We start from the raw sequence: 24,230 nt of genomic DNA, 5'->3' as shown, positions 1-24,230 counted from the left end.
CCCGAAGACAGGGCCGTTGGCCGGCCTGGACTCGGCGGGCAAGCCGACCGGGTCGGCCGGCCCGACCGCCACTGCGAGCCTCGATCCGAGCGCCACGCCGAGCGCCACGCCCACCGACGCCGCGGCTCTGATTCTGGACGCGACGGCGAGCGCGGCGTCCTCCGCGACCCCGACCAACGGCACCGGCAAGCCGACACTCGATGGTTTCCTCGACCTGCTGCCCTTCAAGGTCCCGCTGGACAAGCAGATCAACAGCATCGACGACATGGACGTCAACCCGTTGTTCCTCACCTTCACCTGCGACGGCTCCGTCCCCTCCTGGAAACTGAAGAACACCGCGGACAAGGCCTTTGGATTCGGCTGGTTCGACACCAGCCTGCACGGCGGGATTCTGGACATCGGGCCGAAGCAGACCGTTGACCTCCCCTCGAAGGCACTCGCGGTAATCGGCTCCCCCTGGGACGCCAAGACCAAGGTTCTGCTCGTGACCGTGCCGACGGTCGGTGTCTCCAACTGCACGGGCGGATCGGCCCCGCCGCCGCTCGCACCGCCCGCTCCGCTACCCGTCGCGGTGCCCGCCGCCACGAGCGCCGTCCCGGCCGATCCGCACTACACGCGATGAGCTCCGGACCTGGTCCCAGGATGGCCGCGGGCGCCCTCGCGGCCATCCTGGGTGGCGTCGTGCTGACCGGCTGCGGCGACGGCGCCAGGAACGCATCCACCGATCTCTCCCCGCAGGTGCGCAACCAGCTCGCCGCCGCCGCCGGACTCGGCCAGGGAAAGAGCACCGTGGTCACGGCCGTGGGTGCCAGCNTCGACGTCTACAGCGCCCCGACCGACACCCAACCCTCCTCCACTCTGGCCAGTCCGAATGAGAACGGCGTCAAGCGGGTCTTCCTCGTCCAGGCCAAGCTGTCGGGATGGTGGCAGGTACTGCTGCCGGTGCAGCCGAACGGCAGCACCGGATGGTTGAAGGCGGACCAGGTCACCGCGTCCGAGACGCCGTACCGGCTGGTTGTCTCCCGCAGCAGGCACCGACTCCAGGTGTTCAGCAACGGGACGCAGATCGCCGAGGAGCCGGTGGGGATCGGCACCGCCGACACCCCGACGCCGGGCGGGCGTTTCTATCTCATGGAGCTGCTCAAGCCGCGTGATCCGAACGGTCCGTACGGGCCGTATGCCTTCGGGCTCAACGGCTTCTCGACATCACTCAGCTCGTTCGGCGGCCACAAGCCGGTCATCGGCGTGCACGGGACGAACGAACCAAAGCTCATCGGCAAGGACGTCAGCCACGGATGCATCCGCCTGAGCAACGACGCGATCACCAGACTCGCCCAGACCGTTCCCCTCGGCACGCCGATCGACATCGTCGCCTAGACGAAGATCGTCACCTAGACGAAGATCGGTAACGAGGCCCTTCCCGGTGGAGGATCGCCGGGGCCCGGACGGACTATGCGTCCACCGAGGCGGACGGGTCCATGGTGGGACGGGCCGCCACGGCGATCCGCAGATCGTTGACGAAGCCGGCGTAGACCTCGTCACGGCGGGCGGGNTCCGCCCNTAGCACCGCACTGGGATGCAGCGTGGCGAGCAGCTGAGCCCCGGAGCCTGCCGGCCCGGGGAGCAGCCGGCCACGCATCTTCGTCACCCGGAACGACGGTCCGAGCAGCGACATGCCGGCCGTAGCCCCCAGGATCACGACGATCGCCGGCCGAACGAGGTTGAGCTCCGCGGATAGCCAGGGACGACACGCGGTGACATGCCGCAGGTCCGGGGTCTGATGGATCCGCCGCGGACCGTTGCCGGTGCGATACCGGAAGTGCTTGACGGCGTTCGTCGTGTACACCTCGGCACGGTCGAGTCCCACCTCGCCGAGGGCCCGGTCGAGCAGCTTGCCGGCGGGGCCCACGAACGGCACNCCCCGCCGGTCCTCGATGTCGCCCGGCTGCTCGCCGACGAGGGCGAGCCAGCTATGCGCGGGGCCGACCCCGAAGACCGTGCGGGTGCCGGGCAGTTGTGCGAGGTCGCATCCCTGGCAGTCGGCGGCGGCCGCCGCCAGGGTCGGCAGGTCCGCCCGTGGTGGTATGTGTACGGGCTGCATGCTCATCCACCGATTCAACCGGACGGGCCCTCGCCCGTCCGCACGAGCCCTGGGAGACCCGGTGTGCCGGGAACCCGGTNCCGGGGGTGCCGGGGGTGCCGGGGCCGGATATCTGGCCCCCGGCGGTCGGGGCAAACCACGGGACCACCCCCACAAAATNGCGGCGTGTCATCATTCAACTACACAGCGTTTGCTGTTGTGCTGTACGGGTGACGCTTGCCGTGGAGTGGGATCGGGGCTTCTCCGACGCCTGGTCGCAAATCGCCGCGACAGCCCCGAAAATTGGCCTTTTCCTCGCGATCTGTCTGCTCGGTTGGCTGTTGGTTCGGGCGGGTACGCGCCTCGTCACCCGGTTGACCGAACGCGCCGGCCTGGATCGGATCATCGATCGCGCCGGCCTGCCGCGGCTACTGCACCAGCCGGCCCCGAGCGTGCGTGCGGGCGGGCTGCGGGTGCTCATGGGCATCGGCCTGCTCGGCGTGCTGCGGATCGCGCTGGGGGTCTTCGGACCGAACGCGGCCGAGGACACCGTGACCGATCTACTCGCTCTGCTGCTCCACACCCTGCTCGCGACGCTGGTCATCATGATCGGGGTCGGCCTCGGCCGGGTCGTCCGGACCTTCGTCACGGAGGCACTACGCGACCTCGCGTACGGACGGGCGGCCGGCAACATCGTGGCCACCGTGCTCGTAGTCGCCTTCGGCAAGGCGGCGTTGGACGAGGTGGGACTCGCGACGTCGGTCACCACACCGCTCCTCTGGGCGATCCTGGCCTCCCTCACCGGTGTGATCGTCGTCGGCGTGGGAGGCGGCCTCATTCGACCCATGCAGATCCGATGGGAGGAGATCCTCGATCATGTCGAGGACACCGCCGCCGAGGCTCGGGCGAAGTGGCACGATCGCCGCCCCACCACGGTGCCCCAGGTATCGTCGGTCTCTCACCGCCCGTCCACACCCCACGGCTTCCCGGGTCCCGCCGGTCCCACCGGTCCCCCGAGCCCACACACCTCCCGGGGACACGCAGACTCCCCGGGACACACAGACTCCCCGAGGCACACAGACTCCCCGAGGCACGCAGACTCCCCGGGACACACAGACTCCTCGGCACACGCGCCGAAACAGCCGCTGCCACCGCCGGCCGTCGCCTCGCCCCGACCCCCGATCCCGCCACCGGGTGAGGGACCACTGTCCAAAACCGGCTCCTCCGAACGACCTCCACCGTCCGCGGTGGACGAGCCCCCGCCGACCGCCGACCGACCGCTTCCGGGGGGACCCACGTAACGTGTGGTCCGTCCCCCACGTCCCGGTCGCGTCGACCGGTGGATGTGCGTTCGGCGAACTGCGGCGCGTTCGGGCCCCAGGTGGGGCACTCTGGAAGAGGACGGACGGTAAAAGTCGGTCACTGACCTCGACCACGCATATCGCCCTGACCCGGACACCTGACCCAGCCAGGGGACCCCGCCGGATCGGTCCGCATGTGGCCGATCCTCACGGCGGAAACCTCATCAACGTCACGAGTGGCGAGCGGAGGGACATCTCGGTGGACGAGCTCTCGGATATGGAGCGCTCCCGACTGCTCCTCGGCTGGCTGGCGGCGCGGCGTGCCGTGGACAACTGTCTGTCGGACCTGCTCGCCGCCGGTCCCGCCGGGGAGCGGCGGGNACGCGAGNCACTCNCTCTCGTGGNCGATCTGGAAAGCCGCGCCCAGGAGGCGTTCGACCGTTACCGCACGGCCGCGGAGAACACGGAGGCACGGTCATCGGGCCGCTGGGTACCTTCCGACGCGGATCGTCCCAGACTCAATGTGGTCCGCGCCCCCGAAGGCGATCTCGCTCGTAGTAGATCGAACACGAAGAGCAATCACCGACACCGGTGACGCCCGGGGCGCTGGACGCGCGTCAGAATGGCCCTCGTGCCAGCCGTCCGTCGCCGCCGCGTCGCCGCGGCCTGGCTCCTCGCCCTCCTGGTTCCCNTTCTGCTGACGACGTCCGGCTGCGGCGTGCTGGAGGGTCCCCGACGTGGTCATGTGGTCCTGGCCGCCACCCCCGCGCCGACCACGGGTCCCGATGCATTCGAACGCTCCGGACGGGGCGCCCACATCCGGGTGACCCTGCCCCCGTCCGACGCCCCGAAGCCCTATCCCCTGCTCGTGGCGCTGCACAGCCTGTACTACGACGGCACGGATCCCGAGCAGCACTGGGACCTGGACGGCCTCGCCCGTACCGCCGGCCTCGCCGTCGTGTACCCGGACGGCCTCAACAGGGCATGGAACGCTGGANCCTGCTGCGANCCCGCCGTGACCAACCATACCGATGACGTCGGCTGGCTACGCGCGTTGATCGCGCATCTNAGCGAGCACTACCCGATCGACCGGAACAGGGTCAGCCTGATCGGTCTGTCCAACGGTGGCATGCTGGCCTACCGGTACGCCTGCGAACACGGAGACGAACTCGCGGGCATCGCCGTCGTGGCGGCCAGCCGTCAGGTGTCGGACTGCCATCCGGGCGCCCCACTGACCGTCGTGGACGTCCACGGCGGGGCGGACGGCCATATCCCCTACCAGGGGACCCCCTGGTCGCCGGTGCTACGGACCGCGATCACGTCGGTCGAGGAGAGCATGATCCCGTTCCGGTCGGTGGATCGCTGCCCCGTCCCGAGCCGGCCTACGGACACTGTCCTCACGGATTCGGCCGGCGTGCCATGGCACGCTCCGGTGGCATCACCGTCCGCGCTGAGCGTTGGAACGGATGCGGACGTGGCCGCGCCCGTCGCCGTGCCCCCAGTGCACCCGGCAAGCGCGCCGGTGAACCCGGCAAGCGCGCCGGTGAACGCCGCCCCGCGGGTCCTGATGCCGAGTGCCGTCCCGGGTGTGCCCGCGAATTCGACCGCAGTGACGTCACCGGCCGTCGCCCTGCGCAAGGAGACCCCCTGTGCCTCCTCGGCCCGGGTCGTGCAGTTCCTGCTGCCCGCCTTGGCCCACGGCTGGCCGGCCGTCTCCGGACCGGCCGCCTTCGCCACGGGCAGGGTGATCTGGAATCTGCTGGCTCCGGCCCGTTCCGCGCGGCCCGGCCCACGGATGTGACCCATGACGGCCAGCCGGCGGGGACGGATCAGGCCGGCGCGAACGACGACCGCAGTGCGCCCATCAGCGTGTTGAGCGACGCCAGGACGTTGGTCGACACTCGCGCGATGAGCACGTACACGGCACCGGCCACCGACACCGTGCGCATGAGGTAGGAGACCCGCTGCCCCTCCCGGTCGTACGAGCCGGCAAGTTCCTGGGTGGGCTGATCGCTGGTGTCCGTCGCCGGACCGGAATGGTCCCTGGTCAGACCGGGGACCGTGTTGAACTCGGCGGACTGGACCTGCGTGAGCGCTGCCACCGGATCCTGCACCGCGACCCGGGCCACCCCGATCATCTGCGGTCCGTACTCCGAGACGGTGCCGGGCTCGCCGTAGAAGATGCCGGTGTTGTCGCGCCGCTGCTTCCACACGGGCGGGTGGGAGAAGGTGGCCTTCTGCACAGTGTCGGTGAACGAGGTCCAGTCCGCCGGCACCGCGATCTGGCCCGCAGCCGCCTGACCGCCAGCTGCCTGACCGCCAGCCGCCCCTGTGCTTGGGCTGGGCGCGGCCGCTGCGGGGCCGCCGGACGATGCTGCCGTCGGCGCCGGGGCCGCATTGGCGGTCCGGCCGCTGGGCCGGACCTTTTCCCAGACGGCACCNGCCCCGACGCCCACCCCGAGTGCCACGGCCAGCACCACCAGGGCCACCCCGACCCGATGCAGGAAAGGCATGGTGTCGGAATCACGATCTCCCTGTCGGGAATCGCGAGCGTCGTCANCGTCGGGGAAATCGGCTGTGCCCGCGGCGGAGGCCAGGCTCCCCGAGCGACGCGCCGCGACCCGCTGATCGGCTCCGAACCGCGCCGGACTCGGCCGGCTCCGCCCCGCGCCCGGCGGGTAAGCCTCGGGCCGACCGGGCCGACCGGGCCGACCGGGCCGATCAGGATCGGTGCGGTCGGCATGGCGTCGGTCGAGTCCGAGGTCGTCGCCGGCATCCCTGCCGTAGGGCATCCGCGGGCCTGTTCCACCGTCTCTCATCCCGGCGCCGCCGGTCGGCGGACCGCCTGTGGAGGCACCGTCGGCCCGACGTGTCGGCATCGCCGTTCTGGCCCGCGGCAGACCGACCTCATTCTGCCGATCCGGTCCACCTCGTGGAGCCGACCTTCCATCGGTAGCCCATCCGGGTGGTCGACGCCCGGGAGTGGAACCGGGTGCGGGTGCGGGAGTGGGAGTGGAACCAGGAACGGCTCGGGNCCNCGGGCTCTCAGCCCGAGCGGTCCGAGCGGTCCGAGCGGNCCGAGCGGGCGGGNCGAGCGCCCGGCGCATCGAGGTGCCGGTGGACGGGGAATCGATATCCTCGGGCTGTATCGAACTGCCCTGACGTGGACTGCCATGGCCGGGATCGCCATGGCCGGGATCGCCATGGCTCGCCGGTACCGGGTGGNAGGGCCCGGTCACCGGGCCCGCGGCGTCATATNGCCCGGTCGGAGGGCCGTAGCCGCTAGGCCGCGGATCCGGCCCCGCTGGTTGGTACGGCTCCATCGAGGGACCCCTGCCGCTCCCCTGATAGTAGGGAGACTGCCGGTCGTCGTCGTCCCACTCGGTCCGTCGCACACCGTCCGTCACCAGACGACCTCCGATCCCGAGCTCCGCTTGCGTCCACCCGTGCCACCGGTGTACCACGGCGTTGCGTCGACGTTGCGCGAGCTTAGTTGACAGTAGCCCCCCGAAGGCGTAAAGGGATCGGCCAGGCACCTCGCCGGTCACCCACTGATCTGCGTCGATATCCTCCCATGTCATCAGGCACATATTTCAGGGGGGACGCCACATGAAGGGCTTCAGGCAGTTCCTGATGCGAGGGAACGTCGTCGACCTGGCGGTCGCGGTCATGGTCGGCACCGCCTTCACCGCAGTGGTGACGTCGCTGGTGAAGACCATCTTCACCCCGCTGATCGCCGCGATCTTCGGCAAACCCGACTTCTCGGCCCTCACCTTCACCATCAACGGCAGCGTGTTTCGGTACGGCGAGTTCATCAACAGCGTCATCGCATTCCTCTCAGTCGCTACAGTGATCTACTTCGTGGTAGTACTCCCCCTGAACACCATCAACGAGCGGCGGACGCGGGGGCAGGTCCCGCCGGAGGAGGACCCGGCACTCACCGACGAGGCACGCCTGCTCACGGAAATTCGTGATCTACTGGCGGAACACCGTCCCACCGGCTGACCCAGCTGACCCAGCCGGGCCGGGCCGGGTCGGCCCGGGTCGGGCCGACCCGGCGCGGCGCGGCTCCACGCCGGATCGCTTACCCGAACGTTGGTCGGCATTCAGGAATCGCTCAGGCTTTCAAGGGAAAGTGCCTACCATGACACCGCGTCTCCCCTTCAGCAGTAGCGCCGAGGCCGCCCCCGGGGGCGGCGGCAGGGAGGGGTCCGGCGCCGGGCATGACTCCCCCNCCCCCTGGGCTCCGCCCATCGGCAGCGCGGCCGGGACACCAGCCGGCCAAGCTCNCCCGGCTGGTCCCGCCAGCTCCGAACCCGACCTCCCGGCGGGCCCGCCTTCCCGTCCGCCCGGCTCGCCGTACAGCCAACCGCCGGCGCTGGGGCCATCCTCCGGCCAGCATCCTCAGTATCCGAATCCCCATCCCCCGCATGGGGATCCTCGTCCGTATCCGGATTCTCCGTACCCGGCCGGGCCGTCCCAGGCCAGCCAGCAGCAGGCCGCGTTCTCCGCGGGAAGCCCACCTCCGGCGGCGCCGCCCGGCGGCCCGTGGGGACCACCTTCAGGCCCGCCACCCAGTGGTCCCGCTGCCCCGAGAGCTCTGAACGGCGCGGCCGGCCCCGCGGGCCCCCCCGCGGGACCCCCGACCGGAGGGCATTCCTGGGGACCGCCGTGGAGTTCCCCGAGCGGCGCCGGCTCGCCACCCGCCCAGGACCTCTACGGCAACGGGACAACCATGGCCGCCTCGCCGCCTTGGCGCCGACGGCGGCTCGTCGCCGCCGGACTCGCCATTGCCCTGGTCTCAGCTGGTGTAGGTGGCGGTGTCGGAGCGCTGGTCGCCGATAACAACGGGGGGCAGACCATCGTCACATCCGCCGGTCTGCACAACACCGTGGACAGTTCCGGTGGAACGTCGCCGGCAGCCGCGAACACCGTGTCGGCCGCGGCGCAGAAGATCCTGCNGAGTGTCGTGACAATCTCCNAGGAATCGAGCAGCGAGTCGGGCACCGGCTCCGGCACCATCATCCGTTCGGACGGGCATATCCTGACGAACAACCATGTGGTCTCGGGTGCCGCGAACGGCGGTTCGCTGACGGTCACCCTGCAGGACGGTCGTACCTTCGATGCGCAGGTCGTAGGCACGGATCCGAGCTCGGACCTCNCGATGATCAAAATCAATGCCACCGGTCTCACTGCGGCCACGTTCGGCAATTCCGACACGCTGAACATCGGGGAACTGGTGGTAGCGGTCGGCAGTCCGCTCGGGCTGAACGGTACGGTCACGTCCGGCATCGTCAGTGCCGTGCATCGCCCGGTGCGCACCGGGGATTCAACCGTGCGGGATCAGCAGAACACCGTGCTCGACGCAATCCAGACCGACGCATCGATCAACCCCGGTAACTCCGGTGGTCCGCTGGTCAACAGTCGCGGCGAGATCATCGGCGTGAACAGCGCGATCGCGACCGTGGGTGGTGGAAGTCCCTTCGGTGGCGGCCAGCAGTCCGGCAACATCGGCGTCGGTTTCGCTATTCCGGGCAACTATGCCGAGTCGGTGGCCACCCAGTTGATCTCCACGGGAAGCGCCCGGCACCCGTACCTGGGCGTCAGCGCCTCCACCGCGGAGGAGAACACCCGCTCCACCGCCTCCAGCGGCAACGGTGCACAGATCCGCTCCATGGTTCCGGGTGGACCCGCCGAAAGGGCCGGCCTTCGCACCGGCGACGTCATCACGAAGGTCGGCAACCGTGCCGTCAACGACGTCGACTCCCTCATCGCGGCGGTCCGGTCCCACGCCATCGGCGACGAGGTGGAAGTGACCTATACCCGTGATGGACAGAGCGGCACCGTCAAGGCCCGGCTCGCCCAACAACCACCGGCATCCTGAGCTATGTCCCGACCCGCAAGAAGCATGGTGCCATCCGGCGGAAGGCCGCGAATGGCCGGTCCGGTTCCGAACGCCGGTTCCGCCGAATTGGTGACAGATTTCGACTTATACTCATTGAAGGCAGATTCGTCCATGGCGGATTGGTCCCGTCTCCGACGGGACATGGCCACCCTGCCGTGGGACCTACCAGGCAAAGTAACCAGCCGTAGTCGATGAGGATCAAAGTGCGACGGCATCAGTAGTCAAGCGTTATCGACTGTCGAATCGGCGACAACAAAATCTTCACGACGTTCACCCGCTGCGGGGGACGAACTTCTAGCATTGGGACTGCCTCACCGGGCTACCGATGGGGCGATGCCGGCCCGTTCCGGGGCCGCCGCTAGTCCCCGGGGAGAAGCTGAGTATGGACGACGACGCGGACCTGGTGGCCCGTGTCCGACGTGGTGACCGACAGGCGTTCGACGATCTCTACGATCTGTACGCCGATGATGTCTTCTCGATGTGCCTGCTGATTCTGGGCGATCCCACCGTGGCCCGCGCAGCGGCCGGGACGGCGTTCGCCCTCGTCGCCCGCACTCGTCTAAATCCTCTGAGCGATCCCACCCGGCTGCGGTCCTGGCTACTCGAGCTTGCTCGAGGAAGCGCTCTGGCCTGGTCTGGATCGCCCCAGGCGCGCAGCATCCCGGTACCCCATGGAGTCTCGCCCGAAGAGCTCCTCGCCGGTGCCGTGGTTCCGGCGCCAGCGAGTCTGCGGGTCGGCCTCGCGCGCACCTTCGATCGCGCCGCTGTCGCGGCTGTAGCCGCAGCCTCAGCCGCCAGTCGGCGGGCAGCGGCAGCGGCAGCGGCAGCCGATACTGAGAGCGAAGTCGGCGAGACCACCAAGGAGACACCGAAGGTCAATCTCGTCAAGGTACCGACGGCTCCACCCAGCGGTGACAGGTACGCCGACGCCGAGAAAACCATCATCGCCGCCACCACGCACTCCGTGCGTGTACTCCCGCTCATGCGCATGGACTCCGACAACGACCTCACCGACGCACCGCAGACTCATGCTGGCCGCGGCAGCGCGGGATGGCGCAGGCGGTCGGCGGTGGCAGTCGCCGCGGTGACGGCCATCGCCGTCGCCGGCCTCACGGCGGCCATGAACTGGCCCACCTCCGATGCCCAGCTGCTGTCGGAGGACGAGCCGAATATCACGCAGGTGACGCAGGGGCAGGTGACGCAGGCACCGACCCCGGACGCGATACGTCCGCCCATGCCTGCGGCCGCNCCCAGCAATGCGGCCGCGACGTCCTCGACAGTCGTCCCGACGGTTGCCGGAGCGTTTACCAGCCGGGCTGCATCGCCCGGAGGCTTGGAACCACACCTCATGGAGCCCATCGCGCGACAGGTCAGCAAGCCCTCGCCCTCCGCCACCCACCGTCCCGACCCTGCTTTTGTCAAGACGCCTGCGACATCGCCTCCGTCCTCGCCATCCACCGNCCCGGCGCCACGCACGCCGACGACGGAGCCACCGACCACGACTCCTACACAGCCGCCAACCACGGCTCCATCGCCAGCCAGCAGACCCACGACGGCACCCACCAGCACCCCACCCTCGACGACACCGACCGGGGTGGACGCTCCGACGCCGACGTCCCCGCCGAGTGGCAACCCCGGGAGCCCAAGTACCGGACCTGCCCCCAGCAGTTTCTCCACCGGAGGGACAAGTTCACCCAGCACGGGCGGCTGGATCACCAATACGATCACAATACCGCTGCCCATTTTCATCTAGTCTTCTCTCTCTAGTACACATTGCACAACAATGTGGGTACGGGCATACTCAAAAGCTGCCAGGTCGAGAGACGTTAAAAGGCCCGAGATCCGCCGAGTGCCGATACTCGGCCTAGAAGGGACTGCGGTTCGGTCCCGGACCCGTCGGCGCCATAATCACGCATTGCCCACGCAGGGTCCCCGGCCCCGTTCTCCGCCAGTATGTCGAAAAGAAATATGCCGCAGAGTTTCTCGCCGATGAGCTGGCATAATTGGCTACCTCTCACGGAAGATCATCACCGTGTTCTGGCTGTGCTCGCGTACTTGAAATCCCGCGCACTTGAAAGGATGACAGGAGCCAACCGAACACATGGTCGATTCTGCGTCACACTCGCCACGGCGTCAACCCCTACGCCCGTCGAGGAAGACCGCACCGCGGAACAGCGCATGACTTGCGGCTGTGGCGACCGCATCCTCAAGCAAACAGAATTCTCGATGTCGCCCCCGCTGACGATCTATAACGCGATCTACGCTGAGATGGTTCGCCCACCAGACGCGGTTGACGATGGTCCCATCGCGCGCCATAATCGAACACATGTTCGGTAAAGATCTGGAGACGGTTCCCCTCCCTGCCCTCGAGACGGAACTCTGCAGCTGGGCGGGTCGACTGGCTGCCGCCACCTGCCGTTGGCTGATTCTGCTCGCTGCCTTCGATCGCCGCAAAGGTTGGTCCGCCAGCGGCATGCCGACCTGCGCGCACTGGTTGTCCTGGCGGTGCGGACTCGGACTTCGCGCCAGCTACGACTACCTTCGAGTCGCCCGAGCACTAGAACTCCTTCCCCTCATTCGCGAGTCCTTCTCCAAAGGAGAGATCTCCTATTCAAAGGTTCGGGCTATAACACGTGTCGCCGAGCCGGAGACGGAAGCAAGGTGGGTTGAGCAGGCCGCACAGTGCACAGCGCAGAAGCTCGAGAGACTCGTGTCCTTGCATGCCAAAATCAATCATGATCAAAAAGATGAGAACGGGGGGCGCGACGAAGATGGCCCGAACAATACGCGGTGCTCTTGGCGGTGGAACGAAGATGGAACATTTTCACTGTCCGTCCGCCTCGATCCAGCCCGTGGTGCGATCATTGAGAGCGCTCTCGTCATGGCCATGTCAAGCCTGCACGACTCCCGAGACTCTAACCGGGAAGATTCTTCCACGACATCCGATGCCGAGGGCTCGATCAATGACACCTCGATAACACACGCAGGTCCTGAGATGAAAGCCGATGCCTTGACGGCTATGTCCNAATCTTTCCTCTCCACCGGCGCTCCCACGCTGATGAGCTCCACATCTCACACGATAAATGTACACATAGATATTGATACACTTATCGGTTCAAGCCGAGAGAACCATGGATCCCCCCTCCAGCGACATGAAGGGAATGGACTGAATACCCGAAGGTGTGATGTGAAGGACCATATCCCCGTTCTACCGAACGTCGTTCGAAGACTGTCCTGCGACAGCCTCCTTCGGACACTTATTATAGACNCCAAGGNAANCCCTCTCATGCTGGGTCGCACCCGCCGAAACCCAACCACGAGATTGCGGCTAGCAATTTATGCACGCGACCGAGGGGTATGCCAGTATCCGGGCTGCCATCATACCCGCTGGCTCCAGGTACATCATATGAAGGAATGGGCATCCGGAGGCGGAAATACAGATCTTGATAATCTCGTTCTGATCTGCTCCCTTCATCATCGGACTATTCATGAAAGGCGGATTGTTCTGCAGCGCGGACGCGACGGTTCGATTGTCGCCCGCCATCGTGACGGAACGCTGATGCAGCAGGCGCCACGGCTGCATCTGGGTCCGGATCTGTTGGAGCTCCTCAGCGATAACACCTCAGCCGCGCCAGCTGAGACCGTCCCGACAAGACGAGTAGCCTGAATTACCCCCAGGGGGTATGGACATGATCCAAATGTCTGCCTCGGCGTACCGCGACCCGATGGGGGGGGGACACGAGAGCCGATGCTCAGCTACGAACGGGATGCCCGTAGGCTCCCAACCTTGTGAGCCCCATCCTCGCGCCCGGACGAGCTGGGAACTTCATCCGAGCCCTGTTCATCATCCTGCTGCTTGTGCTGCTGATGCGGACGGTGTATCTGATGTGGTTCTTCCGCACCCCCGCGTGGACATCACGACCGGACGAGATCCGCTACTGCGGCGGATGGTACAAGCGTTCAGACGAGCTGGACATCGCAGGAAGCCGTGCACGCCAGATGGCAGGTGGCAGCCTCAAGGAGGTCAGGCGGTCACCGGTGTTCCGCCCGATCATGGCGTACCGTCCGACATCAGACTGTCCGCGCTACCTCTTCGCCAGGGTCGGCAAGGACGTCTTCGTCATCTACCGCGCCGCCGACGACTGAGCCGGACCGGTCAGGGCCGGGCCGGTCAGAACGTAGACGCGGGCGTGTATGGACGTGCGCTGCTGCAGCGCGGCCCGTACAGCACGGTGCAGGCCATCCTCCAGGTAGAGGGCTCCGTCCCACTCGACGACGTGAGGGAAGAGGTCACCGTAGAAGGTCGAGTCCTCATCGAGGAGAACATCGAGTGCGAGCACTCGCTTGGTGGTGACGAGCTGGTCAAGCCGAACCTGGCGAGGGGGAATGGCCGCCCAGTCCCGCTGGCCAAGGCCGTGCTCGGGGTACGGGCGACCGTCTCCGACCAATCTGAAGATCACCGGCACCTCCTCCTCGAGGGCGAGACATTCTCCGACCACGACAGCCTAGAATCCCCGCCCCTCCTATAAGACCCCGGTGGCCCCGCAGCATCGAGCCGCGTGGACACCCGGACCACGGCTGCAGGTCAGATGCCCCCAGCTGGCACCCCTTCTCCCGATCTCACAGCCAGGCATGACTTAAGTAAGCTTAACCTGATGCCAAGGAGATTCCATGGACGACGTCGTGCTCTGCCCGCCTCCAGACGCCGGTCGACGCATCGACCTCTCCACGTGTGCGCTTGCCGAACCGGATCTGATCAGTGCGTATTCACCTGATCTCACCAGATGCCGCAGCTTGCCCGGCACGGGAAACCTGCGGCGACCGGTGACAAGATTGCCGGAGTGCAGGTGACCGGAGTGCAGGTGACTCCAGCTCCATCACAGGTCAAGATCGGTCTCATCGATACGATCGATCTCAAGGCGAATATCGTCAATCTTCGTGCCAAGGAGCGGCACGGCTCTCGGTGACCGGACAGGGATCAGCCGATCAGGCCGGACGAGCACGCAACCGTCGAGTTCGGAGTCACTCCCTCGGGGTGAACTCGCCGGCACGCCGCCGACCGGTCGAAAATCCGCTGGACAGCCCACCTACCCTGGGCAGATGGAGTTCACCCAGTCCGACAAGCTCGCCGACGTCTGCTACGACGTCCGTGGGCCTGTCCTCGACGAAGCGACCCGGCTGGAAGCTGCGGGGTCGCGCATCCTCAAGCTGAACATCGGCAATCCCGCGCCGTTCGGCTTCTCCGCACCGCCGGAGGTACTCGAGGCCGTCGTGGCAAACCTTGCGGATGCACAGGGTTACAGCGACTCCAAGGGACTACTCGCCGCCCGGGAAGCGGTCGTGCGCTATCACCTCCGCAAGGGGGTCACCGGCATCGACCCCGGCGGGGTCTACCTCGGCAACGGCGTCTCCGAACTGATCATGATGTCGTTGCAGGCGTTGCTCAACAACGGCGACGAGGTGCTGCTCCCCGCGCCCGACTATCCACTGTGGACGGCCGTGGTCAGCCTGTGCGGTGGCCGGCCCGTGCACTACCTCTGCGACGAGTCCGCCGGCTGGGCGCCCGACCTCGACGACATCGCCGCCAAGGTCACCCCGCGGACACGAGCGATCGTCGTCATCAACCCGAACAACCCGACTGGTGCCGTCTACGACCGGCAGGTGCTGGAGAACATCGTCGAGGTCGCCCGCCGCCACCACCTGATGCTGCTGTCCGATGAGATCTACGACCGGATCCTCTACGAGGACGCCGAGCACATCGCGACCGCAGCGCTCGCGCCGGACCTGGTCTGCATGACCTTCAACGGGCTGTCGAAGTCCTATCGGCTGGCCGGGTTCCGGGCCGGGTGGATGGTGATGTCCGGTCCGCGCGGCCACGCCTCGAGCTACATCGAGGGAGTGAACATCCTCGCGAACATGCGCCTGTGCGCCAACGCGCCCGGGCAGTTCGCCACGGTCGCCGCCCTCACGGAGGACGGCGGCGCAGGGGACCTCGTCCTGCCCGGCGGCCGGCTGCGCGAACAACGAGACACGGTCGTGAAGCTCCTCAACGACATCCCCGGGGTGTCGTGCGTCCCGCCGCGGGGGGCGCTGTACGCCTTCCCCCGGCTGGACCCCGCCGTCTACCCGATCCGGGACGACGAGCGCTTCGTCCTCGATCTGCTGTTGGCCGAGAAGATCCTGCTCGTCCAGGGCAGCGGCTTCAACTGGCCGCATCCCGACCATGTCCGGATCGTGACCCTGCCCGCGGTGGACGATCTCACGGACGCCATCGGCCGGATCGATCGCTTCCTGGCCTCCTACAAACGCCCCTCCCAACAACAGTGCCCCTCCCAACGACGGAACTGACGGAGCAATCGACACCATCGGGGAGGTTGTCCACAGGACGCCAGTGTCCTGTGGACAACCTGTGGAAAAACGGCATGGCGACGTCCTGCTCGTGGGTCTACTGGTCGCCGCCACGATCGGGGTGCAGATCGCGCTGCGAGCCCGGATCGATCGTCCGCTCTGGTACGACGAGCTGTGGCGCCCGCACTTCGCGGGGGAACCGTGGCCGACGTTCTGGTCGGAGCTGACGGCGGCCAACACCCCGTCCTCGGTCGGCTCACTGGCACTGACCCGGCTGACCGGGACCATCCTCGGCTGGCACAGCTGGTCGCTCCGGCTCGTCGGAGCGGGAATCTGGCTACCGCTTCTCGCTACGGGCGGCTTCCTGCTCGCGCGGCGGTTCACCGGCCGGGTACCGGCCGTGGCCGCCACGGTGACGACCGCCCTCGCCGGCACCGTCGTCGACACCGGCACGCAGCTCAAGCCCTACGTCCTCGATGCGGTGGTCACCCTCGCGGTGGTCGCGCTGTGGACGGGACAGGCCACGCTCCCACGCCGGACCGCGGCCGGGGCGCTGGCGCTGCTGTCGCTGCCAGCGGTGTTTCTGCTGGTTCCCCTCGCTGGCTACGACCTGGTCCGCGCGGTGCCCCGACGCACCGTGGTGCGCACCGCCGGACGGGTGGGCCCCGCCCTCCTCCTGACCGGCACCCACATGATGATCTTTGTGGCGCACCAGTCCAGCCAACGGGCGAGCCATTTCTGGGACGATCACTTCCTCGCCGGTCGAGGGATCCTTGGCGGCCTGCGGTTCACGCTCGAACAGACCGGCGCGATTCTCGGTGGCGTCCCGCCCGGGATCGACCGTTATGACCCCAATCTGGTGCACTCCCTCCTCGAGGGGCATCGCCTCCCGACCCTGCTCGTCGGGACGGCCACGGCGGTTGCGCTGGCGCTCGGAGTCCGGGTACTGCGCCGGCGCCCCGACGGGATGATCCTTATCGTCGCCTTGGTCGGCGCCGAACTGCTCCAACTCGCGGCCAGCGCCGGACGCTACTGGCCCTTCGGGGCCTGTCGGACCAACCTGTTTCTGGTTCCGTTGCTCGCCATCATCGTCGCGGTCGGCGTCGCCGACCTGGCCCGCACGGCCCAGACAGCCAGGCTGGTTGGGCCGGCGCGGCTTCCCGCGGCCGTCGGCCTGATCGCGCTGGCGGTGATGCCGGTCTGCGCGGTCGGCGGGACCGTCACGCTATGGGACGAACGCCACGATCCCCGTCCGATCGAGGCCATGGTCGACGCGACGATCGCCGCCCGCGCCGAGTATCGGGCGGGCGATCTCGTCATCGTCGGCGGCCGACTGGCACGGGCGGGCTGGCTCTACGCCATGGACCTCAGCGACGACGCATCGTCCGGGGAACCGCCGGTCGGGCCCCGGGTACCCCGATCGGCGACGACCTTCCTGAGCGTGATCGGGAAGGACGGCGCGGACGGCGCGGACAGCGCGATCCGCAGCCGCCCGCAACCGCCGAACCGGATCCTGCTGTTCATCCTCGCCTACGACCTCCGGGGCACGGCCGCCGAACTCGCGTCCCTGCGGCAGGCCGGATGGTGTGAGCAAGAGATCCGGACCTTTCCGCTCACCGGCACCCTGCACGGCCTCACCCGCTGCGCCCCGACGCCGCGGGGGGACTCGCGGTCGCCATCGGCTGTCCGATGAGAGCGGCCAGTGCCCCCCATTCCCGGTCACCGTCCGCCAACGACGCCGCGATGCGCTGCTGCAGCACGCCGACCTGGATCCGGGTGCCATCGAAGAGCTGCTTGCAGGACGCCGCAGCGGCGGCGTAGTCCCTGCCGCCGGCATCGAACCGCGCCTGCGCGGCCACGGTCGGCGGCACCGGCGCGGTCAGCGCCGCCTGCGTGTCGGTGCCGAGGGAGACACAGACGGGCTGCAGGGAAGCGCCGTCCTGGGCGGCCAGATACGCCCGGGCCGCCGCGACGTCCGTGGCGACCCGGGCCCGCAGACCCTCGCTGCCGTGGTACCAGGAGGCCAGCTCGGCAGAGTCGTTCGCGGTGGACACAGAATCGCCAGCGGTGGACNTCGTTCGCGGTGGACACAGAATCGCCAGCGGTGGACACAGAATCGTTCGCGGTGGACACAGAATCGCCAGCGGTGGACACAGAATCGTTCGCGGTGGACACAGAATCGCCAGCGGTGGACGTGGGCAGCCCGGACGCCGGATCCGCACCGCCCGCCAGGGTCGCCGCNCCCCCGCCGATCACCAACACGATCGCGCCGAGGATGGCGAGCCGACTACCGAGGGGGTTCTGGAGCGGATCCGGTTCCCGCAACCACCCAGGTCGGCCGCTACGCCCCGCCATGCATCCCTCCGTCCTGGATCTACTCTGGGCGAAGGTTATGCCTCGGAGTGTTGCAGATCATCGGTGGGTGCGACCGTCAGCGTGCGGCCGTCAGCAGTTGGCGAGTTCGGGTTTCTGGTTGAGCACCTGCGCTCCGATCGAGACGAAACGCCGGTACTGCTCGCCACCGGCGGAGTCGTGCCACACCCAGCGCCTCCGAGATGAAAACCATTTTCAATAATGACAAACGGACGCGTGCCCATTCCCATCGACAGGCACGCCCAGCGCGACGAGGAGATGAGAAAGTGAGAACGTGGCCCGTACACCCCAAGAAGCTCATGGGTCCGAGCCGACCCCACGGCTGGCGCGCACCCCGGGCGGGACGGACGGCACAGTCGGGATGAGAGGCACGGACGGTAAGGGCGCCTCCGGCAACAGACTGAACCGACCAGACAGCCTGAACGGCGGCGAAGGGAGCAACGTGAGCACCGCGGGGAACGACACCAGGTCGGCCGGCGCGGGCCGGCCGGCCCGCGACCCCTGCAACCATCGGGATGAGACGGTGGAGCGCCGTCCGGCGCCGAGCCGGGGGACGGCCGTGCGTGCCACCCGGCAGGGCGACGCCGTCTCCGCCGCGCTTGCCGAGACCGACGCCTTTACCAGCGCCCAGGATCTGCACGCCCGGCTACGGGCGCAGGGCGCCGCGGTCGGGCTCACGACAGTGTACCGCCATCTGCAGGTGCTGGCCGACCGCGGCGAGGTCGACATGATCCGCCGGGACGACGGTGAGACGGTCTACCGGCGCTGTGCCTCCGACGACCATCACCATCACCTTGTCTGCCGCTCCTGCGGCCGGACGGTGGAGATCGCCGGACCGGAGATCGAGGCGTGGACCGCCAAGGTCGCCAACGCCGAGGGATTCGTCGACGTCGTGCACACCGTGGAGATCTACGGCACCTGCACCATCTGCGCGGCCCGACCAGCCACCTGAGCGAGGTTCCCGGCGGAGCACAGTGCGCGCGGCGGAGCACAGTGCGCGCGGCGGAGCACAGTGCGCGCGGCGGAGCACAGTGCGCGCGGCGGAGCACAGTGCGCGCGGCGGAGCACAGTGCGCGCGGCGGAGCACAGTGCGCGCAGCCGTCGGTCAGGGTGCCGTCGCCGAGAGGCCGGTGCAGGCGCGCAGAGCGTTCCAACTCGCCAGGGCCCGGGCTCCCGCGGCACCGGTCACCGGCTGGGGGATGCCCCCCACGATCCGGGCGGGTAGCCAGGCGGCGGCCGTGACCGCCNGGCCGGCGACGGTCAGTTCCAGCACCCCGGACTCGGTGTTCCGGCCGGCGCCGGAGGAATAGAACACGAAGTTCCCCAACCCGTAGCCGACGTACACTCCATCGGAGTTCCATCCAGCGCCCAACAGAACGTGGGCGTGGCTCCCGATGACGACGTCCGCGCCCGCGGCCGCCAGCCGGGGGAGCAGGGCGCGCTGTGCCTCGTTGGGGCACTGCTGCTGCTCGGTCCCCCAGTGCAGGAAGACGATGACCGTGTCCGCCGCGGCCCGCACGGCCCGCACGGCTCGCACCAGCCGATCGACCTCCTTGGCCGATGCCAGGCCGGGCTTGTGCGGACCCGCCGTCCAGGCCGCGATCAACTCGTCGTCGAGCACCTGGGTGGCCCCGAGGACGGCGATACGCTGCCCCTTGACCGTCGTCGTGTACGGGGCGTACGCGGCGGTGTCGTCCACGCCGATGCCGACGAGCGGGAAGTGCGCCTCCCGAGCGTAACGCAGCGAATCCTGCAGGCCTTCGATGCCGTAGTCCATGCCGTGGTTGTTGGCCATCGTGACAACGTCGATGCCGGCCGCCCGTACCGCGGTGAACGCGGTGGGCGAAGCCCGGAACACATACGCCTTCTGGGCCGCGGTGCCACGGTCCGTCACCGCCGTCTCCAGGTTCGCGATCGCAAGATCGGCCGCGCTCAGGGCCGCCGACATGGGTCCGATCGCCGTCCGCGGATCGGCGGCGAGCCGCTGACCGGGAGCACCCGCGAAGTGGATGTCGCCGCCGAAGGCGATGGTGACCGGCTGCCCCGTCGGCCGCCGCGGGCCGTCACCGACGGGGGCGGCTCCCCCGGCTCCCCCGGCTCCCCCGGCTCCCCCGGTGGCCGCGGCTGAGGCGGAGGGACCGGTGGTGACGGGGGCACCATCGGCATGAGTCGTCGGCGTCGGCCTCGGATGGTCCTCGCCGTAGGGCACGGCGCAGGCCACGAACATGAATCCGACGATGACGGCGACGCCACCGGCGACGGCCGTGCGCCCGCGTCTGCACCGAACACGCCGAACACGCCGAACACGCCGAACGCACCGAACACGCCGGCTGACTGCNCCCCGCTCCNCCCCAGGCNCCCCCTCCGTGACGACCGCGCCACGACGAGCCACTCGCAAACCGGCCGCGTCCCGACCGTTCCCATGATCCCGAACTCGACCGCCGTGGTCCGTCCGAAGTCAGAGTGCCGACAGCACCGGTGCCAGTTCGCGCCACTGCCGACGCGGCAGCCCACGACGGTCGAAGTCAAGCACCTGCACGGCCACCTGATCGGCCCCGGCGTCGAGATGCTCCTTGATCCGCCCGAGCAGGACGTCCGCGTCCCCCCAGGGGACGATCGTGTCGACCAGGCGGTCCGAGCCCGAGCCGGCGAGATCGTCGTCGTCGAACCCGAAGCGCCGCAGGTTCGTCGTGTAGTTCGGCAGCCGAAGATAGGACCCGGTGTGCCGGCGGGCGAGCTCACGGGCCTGTTCCGGATCGGTGTGCAAGACGAACGCCTGCTCGGGGACGAGCAGCTTGCCGGGCCCAAGGATGTCCCGGGCGGCAGCGGTGTGCTCGGGTGGCACGAAATAGGTGTGGGCGCCGTCGGCCCGGTCCCGGGCGAGGCCGAGCATCTTCGGACCGAGCGCGGCGAGCACCCGTGGCGGGACACCGGGCGGTGGCACGGCCCGGTACTGCTCGACCGCCATCCGGTCCATCTCGTCGAGGTACGCCGCCATCTGGGCGAGTGGGCGCGTGTAGGAGGCGCCCCGGATGTGCATCAGCTCGGCGTGGGACACCCCGAGCCCGAGCAGGAACCGGTCCGGGTACGCCTCGGCGAGGGCCAGCTGACCGGCGGTCATGGTGAGCGGGNTACGGGCGAGGATCTGCGCGATCCCGGTCGCGATCGTCATCCGGGAGGTGGCCGCGAGCGCCAGAGCGGCGGTGACCAGCACCTCGCGCCCCTTGACCTCACCGGTCCACAACGTCGGATAACCGAGATCGTCGAGTTCCGCGACCGCCTCCCGGACGACCGCGGCCGGGGAGAAGTCGAACTGGCCACTCCAGATCCCCACCTTGCCGATCTCACGCCGGGCCGGCGGGCGGCTCATGTGCTGCGCACTCGTCACCGCGCAACCGTACCGAGCAGGAACGATGGTCACTCGTCACGGCGGGACCNCCGGATCCGGTTGCCACTGTCCGTCCAAGGTCTATCGTTGGCAAGTGTGACGGAGCTCATGCAGCTGCTCACCCCGACCGGCCACCGGATCACCACCGCGTCCACGACGACGGCAGCCGGACCCGACGCGCCGGGACCCGATCCCTCCAGAGCCCGCGCCGGCGGGGTGGACGCCGCGGGAGCGGACCCGCCCCGGACAGCCGTCGATCTGGCCGCCCAGATCGCCGACCTGACCGACGACGACCTGTACGGGCTGTATCGGGACATGGTGTTCATCCGCCGGTTCGATGAGGAGGCGACCAGCCTGCAGCGCCAGGGCGAGCTGGGGCTGTGGGCGAGCCTGCGGGGCCAGGAGGCGGCCCAAGTCGGATCCGGCCGGGCGCTGAGGCCCGGCGACATGGTGTTCCCGTCGTACCGGGAACACGGGGTGGCCTGGTGCCGGGGAGTCAGGCCGAGGGAAATCCTGGCGATCTATCGCGGCACGACGCTCGGTGGCTGGGATCCGGGCACCCACGGGTGCGCCCTCTACTCGATCGTCGTGGGCTCGCAGGCACTGCATGCCACCGGCTACGCGATGGGAATCGCCCGGGACGGCACCAACGACGCGGCCATTGCGTACTTCGGTGACGGGGCGTCAAGCGAGGGCGATGTCAGCGAGGCGTTCGGATGGGCGAGCGTGTTCGCCGCCCCGCTGGTGTTCTTCTGCCAGAACAACCAGTGGGCCATCTCGGCACCTGCCCGGCGCCAGAGCCGGATCGAGATCGTCCACCGGGCCGCGGGCTTCGGTTTCCCGGGCGTGCGGGTGGACGGCAACGACGTGCTGGCGTGTCTCGCGGTGACCCGGTGGGCCCTGGCGACCGCGCGTGCCGGGCGTGGTCCGGTGCTGGTGGAGGCCGTGACCTACCGGATGAATCCACACACCACGGCAGACGATCCCAGCCGCTACCGTCCGAAGGGTGAACTGGACATGTGGCGTCGGCGTGATCCGTTGGACCGGATGCGCGCCTACCTGACGGCGCGGGGCCTGCTCACCGAGGAGAGTCTGCGGCAGCTGGCCATCGAGGCGGACTCCTTCGCGCACGAGCTGCGCGCGCAGTGCGTCGCGCTGCCGGATCCGATCCCGGCCAGCCTGTTCGACCATGTGCAGGTGGCTGAGAATGAACTCGTGACGGCCCAGCGATCGGCGTTGGCGGCCATGTTCGACGTGGAGGGGCCCGGCGTGGAGGACGAGATGGGCGTACCCGAGGGGAACCGGTGACCAGCGGGGCCGTCGTCGCCGGGGAGCAGCGCTCCGACGAGGTCGGTGAGCGGGTTGCCCGCGCCCCGGTCACCATGGCCAAGGCGTTGAACCTCGGGCTGCGTTCGGCGATGGCAGCCGATCCCAAGGTTTTGATCATGGGGGAGGACGTCGGCAAGCTCGGCGGGGTCTTCCGGGTGACCGACGGGCTGCAACAGGAGTTCGGCGAGGCCCGGGTCATCGACACCCCGCTGGCCGAGTCGGCGATCGTCGGCACGGCGATCGGGCTGGCCATGCGCGGTTACCGGCCGGTCTGTGAGATCCAGTTCGACGGGTTCGTCTATCCCGCGTTCGACCAGATCGTCAGCCAGCTCGCGAAGCTGCACTACCGGTCGGCCGGCCGGATCCGGCTGCCGGTGACGATCCGCATCCCCTTCGGCGGCGGGATCGGCGCCGTCGAGCATCACAGTGAGTCGCCGGAAGCGTACTTCTGTCACACCGCCGGCCTGAAGGTTGTCGCCTGCTCGAACCCGGTCGACGCCCATCACATGATCCAGCAGGCCATCCGGTCCGACGATCCGGTGATCTTCCTCGAACCGAAACGGCGGTACTGGGAGAAGGGCGTGGTCGACCCGCGCCCCCTCGCCGAACTGCCCGCGGGCGAGCTCACCCAGCTGCACGCCAGCCGGGTCGTGCGCACCGGCACGGACGCGACCCTCGTCGGCTATGGCCCCACCGTACGGACCTGCCTCGACGCCGCCGAGATCAGCGCGGCGGACGACAGCCGGTCGCTGGAGGTCATCGACCTGCGGACGCTCTCACCCCTGGACCTGGAACCCGTGCTCGACTCGGTACGCCGGACCGGCCGGCTGGTCGTGGTCCATGAGGCACCGTCCAACGTCTCGGTGTCGGCCGAGGTCGCCGCGCGGGTGACGGAGCGGGCGTTCTACTCCCTGGAGGCGCCGGTCCTGCGGGTCACCGGCTTCGACNCCCCGTATCCCCCGGCCCGCCTCGAAGATCACTACCTCCCCGACGTCGACCGCATCCTCGACGCCGTGGACCGTTCTTTCGCGTACTGAGCGTACTGAGAAGCATGAGGACCGACCAACCGGCTATCTGACTGGGGTTACCGTGACGCAGCGACAGTTCCGGCTCCCTGACCTCGGCGAAGGTNTGACCGAGGCGGACATCGTCCGGTGGCTTGCCCAGGTCGGGGACACCGTCACGGTGAACCAGCCCCTCGTCGAGGTCGAGACCGCGAAGGCGGTCGTCGAGGTCCCCAGCCCGTTCGCCGGGATCCTGGTCGAGACCCACGGCGCCGAGGGAACGACCCTCGCGGTCGGCGCACCCCTGCTGACCATCCAGACCGCCGACACCGACACCTACGTCGACACCGACACCAACGCCGACGGGACGGGTGGGAACGGGACGGGTGCGAACAGCCTGCCGACATCCCGGGACGCTGGCAGCATCGAGCGCACCCCCGTCCTCGTGGGCTATGGACCGAGGACGGCCGAGAGCCGCCGGCGCCGCCCTCGACGACCACCT

Annotated in this window: 21 protein-coding genes and 1 pseudogene (1 of these 22 running past the window's edge); 16 read left to right on the top strand and 6 right to left on the bottom strand. The window is 68.6% G+C overall.

The genetic code is table 11. From position 1 onward, the window contains the following. Together CED_RS13140 and CED_RS13135 are read left to right on the top strand one after the other, a co-directional pair. A pseudogene (locus tag CED_RS13140) lies at window positions 1-622 on the top strand (hypothetical protein) (it extends 179 nt beyond the left edge of the window). Next, window positions 619-1,377 carry a L,D-transpeptidase gene (locus CED_RS13135; RefSeq protein WP_035910949.1) on the top strand — a complete coding sequence of 253 codons (759 nt, stop codon included), beginning with the start codon at window positions 619-621 and terminating at the stop codon, window positions 1,375-1,377. The pseudogene CED_RS13140 and the gene CED_RS13135 overlap by 4 nt, the downstream one beginning before the upstream one ends. 73 nt (window positions 1,378-1,450) lie before the next feature. On the opposite strand, the gene CED_RS13130 is transcribed toward CED_RS13135, so the two are convergent. Continuing rightward, window positions 1,451-2,101: a UdgX family uracil-DNA binding protein gene (locus CED_RS13130; protein ID WP_084680792.1), complete on the bottom strand. Its 651-nt coding sequence runs from the start codon at window positions 2,099-2,101 to the stop codon at window positions 1,451-1,453. Window positions 2,102-2,310: 209 nt separating this feature from the next. On the opposite strand from CED_RS13130, the gene CED_RS13125 reads away from it, so the two are divergent. The 7 genes from CED_RS13125 (at window position 2,311) to CED_RS13090 (ending at window position 13,432) form a co-directional block, all read left to right on the top strand. Next, on the top strand, window positions 2,311-3,381 hold the full coding sequence (locus tag CED_RS13125) for a hypothetical protein (RefSeq protein WP_023840612.1): 1,071 nt from the start codon (window positions 2,311-2,313) through the stop codon (window positions 3,379-3,381). Between the two features lie 259 nt (window positions 3,382-3,640). Then, window positions 3,641-3,976, top strand: coding sequence for a hypothetical protein (locus CED_RS13120; RefSeq protein WP_035911024.1), 336 nt, complete (start codon window positions 3,641-3,643; stop codon window positions 3,974-3,976). 27 nt (window positions 3,977-4,003) lie between these two features. Then, a complete protein-coding gene (locus CED_RS13115) occupies window positions 4,004-5,182 on the top strand; it encodes a PHB depolymerase family esterase (protein ID WP_035910948.1) in 1,179 nt (392 codons plus the stop codon). Window positions 5,183-6,990: 1,808 nt separating this feature from the next. After that, window positions 6,991-7,386, top strand: a complete 396-nt coding sequence (gene mscL, locus CED_RS13105; protein ID WP_011434546.1) for a large conductance mechanosensitive channel protein MscL — start codon at window positions 6,991-6,993, stop codon at window positions 7,384-7,386. Between the two features lie 730 nt (window positions 7,387-8,116). After that, window positions 8,117-9,265 carry a S1C family serine protease gene (locus CED_RS13100; RefSeq protein WP_369807837.1) on the top strand — a complete coding sequence of 383 codons (1,149 nt, stop codon included), beginning with the start codon at window positions 8,117-8,119 and terminating at the stop codon, window positions 9,263-9,265. Window positions 9,266-11,582: 2,317 nt separating this feature from the next. Further along, window positions 11,583-12,953, top strand: coding sequence for a DUF222 domain-containing protein (locus CED_RS22630; protein ID WP_369807836.1), 1,371 nt, complete (start codon window positions 11,583-11,585; stop codon window positions 12,951-12,953). A 122-nt stretch (window positions 12,954-13,075) separates the two neighbouring features. Beyond that, window positions 13,076-13,432 (top strand): hypothetical protein, encoded by a 357-nt coding sequence (locus CED_RS13090; protein WP_023840606.1) that lies wholly within the window; start codon window positions 13,076-13,078, stop codon window positions 13,430-13,432. Here the strand turns inward: CED_RS13090 and CED_RS13085 are convergent. Then, window positions 13,411-13,746 (bottom strand): type II toxin-antitoxin system VapB family antitoxin, encoded by a 336-nt coding sequence (locus tag CED_RS13085; RefSeq protein ID WP_035729259.1) that lies wholly within the window; start codon window positions 13,744-13,746, stop codon window positions 13,411-13,413. The two genes, CED_RS13090 and CED_RS13085, sit on opposite strands and share 22 nt — an antisense overlap. A 324-nt stretch (window positions 13,747-14,070) precedes the next feature. On the opposite strand from CED_RS13085, the gene CED_RS13080 reads away from it, so the two are divergent. The 3 genes from CED_RS13080 (at window position 14,071) to CED_RS13070 (ending at window position 17,327) form a co-directional block, all read left to right on the top strand. After that, window positions 14,071-14,253 (top strand): hypothetical protein, encoded by a 183-nt coding sequence (locus CED_RS13080; protein ID WP_035910939.1) that lies wholly within the window; start codon window positions 14,071-14,073, stop codon window positions 14,251-14,253. Between the two features lie 133 nt (window positions 14,254-14,386). Beyond that, a complete protein-coding gene (locus tag CED_RS13075) occupies window positions 14,387-15,634 on the top strand; it encodes a pyridoxal phosphate-dependent aminotransferase (RefSeq protein WP_011434540.1) in 1,248 nt (415 codons plus the stop codon). A gap of 61 nt (window positions 15,635-15,695) precedes the next feature. Continuing rightward, window positions 15,696-17,327: a hypothetical protein gene (locus CED_RS13070; RefSeq protein WP_232234804.1), complete on the top strand. Its 1,632-nt coding sequence runs from the start codon at window positions 15,696-15,698 to the stop codon at window positions 17,325-17,327. Here the strand turns inward: CED_RS13070 and CED_RS25325 are convergent. Beyond that, a complete protein-coding gene (locus CED_RS25325; protein WP_235187072.1) occupies window positions 17,269-17,688 on the bottom strand; it encodes a hypothetical protein in 420 nt (139 codons plus the stop codon). The two genes, CED_RS13070 and CED_RS25325, sit on opposite strands and share 59 nt — an antisense overlap. A 391-nt stretch (window positions 17,689-18,079) precedes the next feature. Next, entirely contained in the window at window positions 18,080-18,175 is a 96-nt protein-coding gene (locus CED_RS26200) for a hypothetical protein (protein WP_023840601.1), read from the bottom strand. A 274-nt stretch (window positions 18,176-18,449) separates the two neighbouring features. On the opposite strand from CED_RS26200, the gene CED_RS13060 reads away from it, so the two are divergent. Next, window positions 18,450-18,959 carry a Fur family transcriptional regulator gene (locus CED_RS13060; RefSeq protein WP_369807835.1) on the top strand — a complete coding sequence of 170 codons (510 nt, stop codon included), beginning with the start codon at window positions 18,450-18,452 and terminating at the stop codon, window positions 18,957-18,959. Between the two features lie 153 nt (window positions 18,960-19,112). Here CED_RS13060 and CED_RS13055 read toward each other — a convergent pair whose 3' ends face one another. Then, window positions 19,113-20,234 (bottom strand): CapA family protein, encoded by a 1,122-nt coding sequence (locus CED_RS13055; protein ID WP_235187071.1) that lies wholly within the window; start codon window positions 20,232-20,234, stop codon window positions 19,113-19,115. A 231-nt stretch (window positions 20,235-20,465) separates the two neighbouring features. Then, window positions 20,466-21,377: an LLM class F420-dependent oxidoreductase gene (locus tag CED_RS13050; RefSeq protein WP_035911015.1), complete on the bottom strand. Its 912-nt coding sequence runs from the start codon at window positions 21,375-21,377 to the stop codon at window positions 20,466-20,468. Window positions 21,378-21,503: 126 nt separating this feature from the next. On the opposite strand from CED_RS13050, the gene pdhA reads away from it, so the two are divergent. From pdhA to CED_RS13035, 3 genes are all read left to right on the top strand, one after another. Next, complete coding sequence (gene pdhA / locus CED_RS13045; protein WP_011434534.1) at window positions 21,504-22,703, top strand: pyruvate dehydrogenase (acetyl-transferring) E1 component subunit alpha; 1,200 nt, start codon at window positions 21,504-21,506, stop codon at window positions 22,701-22,703. Further along, complete coding sequence (locus CED_RS13040; protein WP_084680787.1) at window positions 22,700-23,761, top strand: alpha-ketoacid dehydrogenase subunit beta; 1,062 nt, start codon at window positions 22,700-22,702, stop codon at window positions 23,759-23,761. Before pdhA ends, CED_RS13040 begins: the two co-directional genes overlap by 4 nt. Window positions 23,762-23,813: 52 nt before the next feature. After that, window positions 23,814-24,230: biotin/lipoyl-containing protein (locus CED_RS13035; RefSeq protein ID WP_035910936.1), on the top strand; the 417-nt coding region annotated here is incomplete at its 3' end.

It is taken from the genome of Frankia sp. CeD (assembly GCF_000732115.1).
Classification (GTDB): domain Bacteria; phylum Actinomycetota; class Actinomycetes; order Frankiales; family Frankiaceae; genus Frankia; species Frankia casuarinae.
This window is presented reverse-complemented; position numbering and strand designations above follow the sequence as displayed.

Bases quoted from the DNA above. Each gene is read 5' to 3' on its own strand.
- mscL (WP_011434546.1), top strand. From the start codon at position 6,991: ATGAAGGGCTTCAGGCAGTTCCTGATGCGAGGGAACGTCGTCGACCTG.
- CED_RS13080 (WP_035910939.1), top strand. From the start codon at position 14,071: ATGCCGCAGCTTGCCCGGCACGGGAAACCTGCGGCGACCGGTGACAAG.
- CED_RS13075 (WP_011434540.1), top strand. From the start codon at position 14,387: ATGGAGTTCACCCAGTCCGACAAGCTCGCCGACGTCTGCTACGACGTC.
- pdhA (WP_011434534.1), top strand. From the start codon at position 21,504: ATGCAGCTGCTCACCCCGACCGGCCACCGGATCACCACCGCGTCCACG.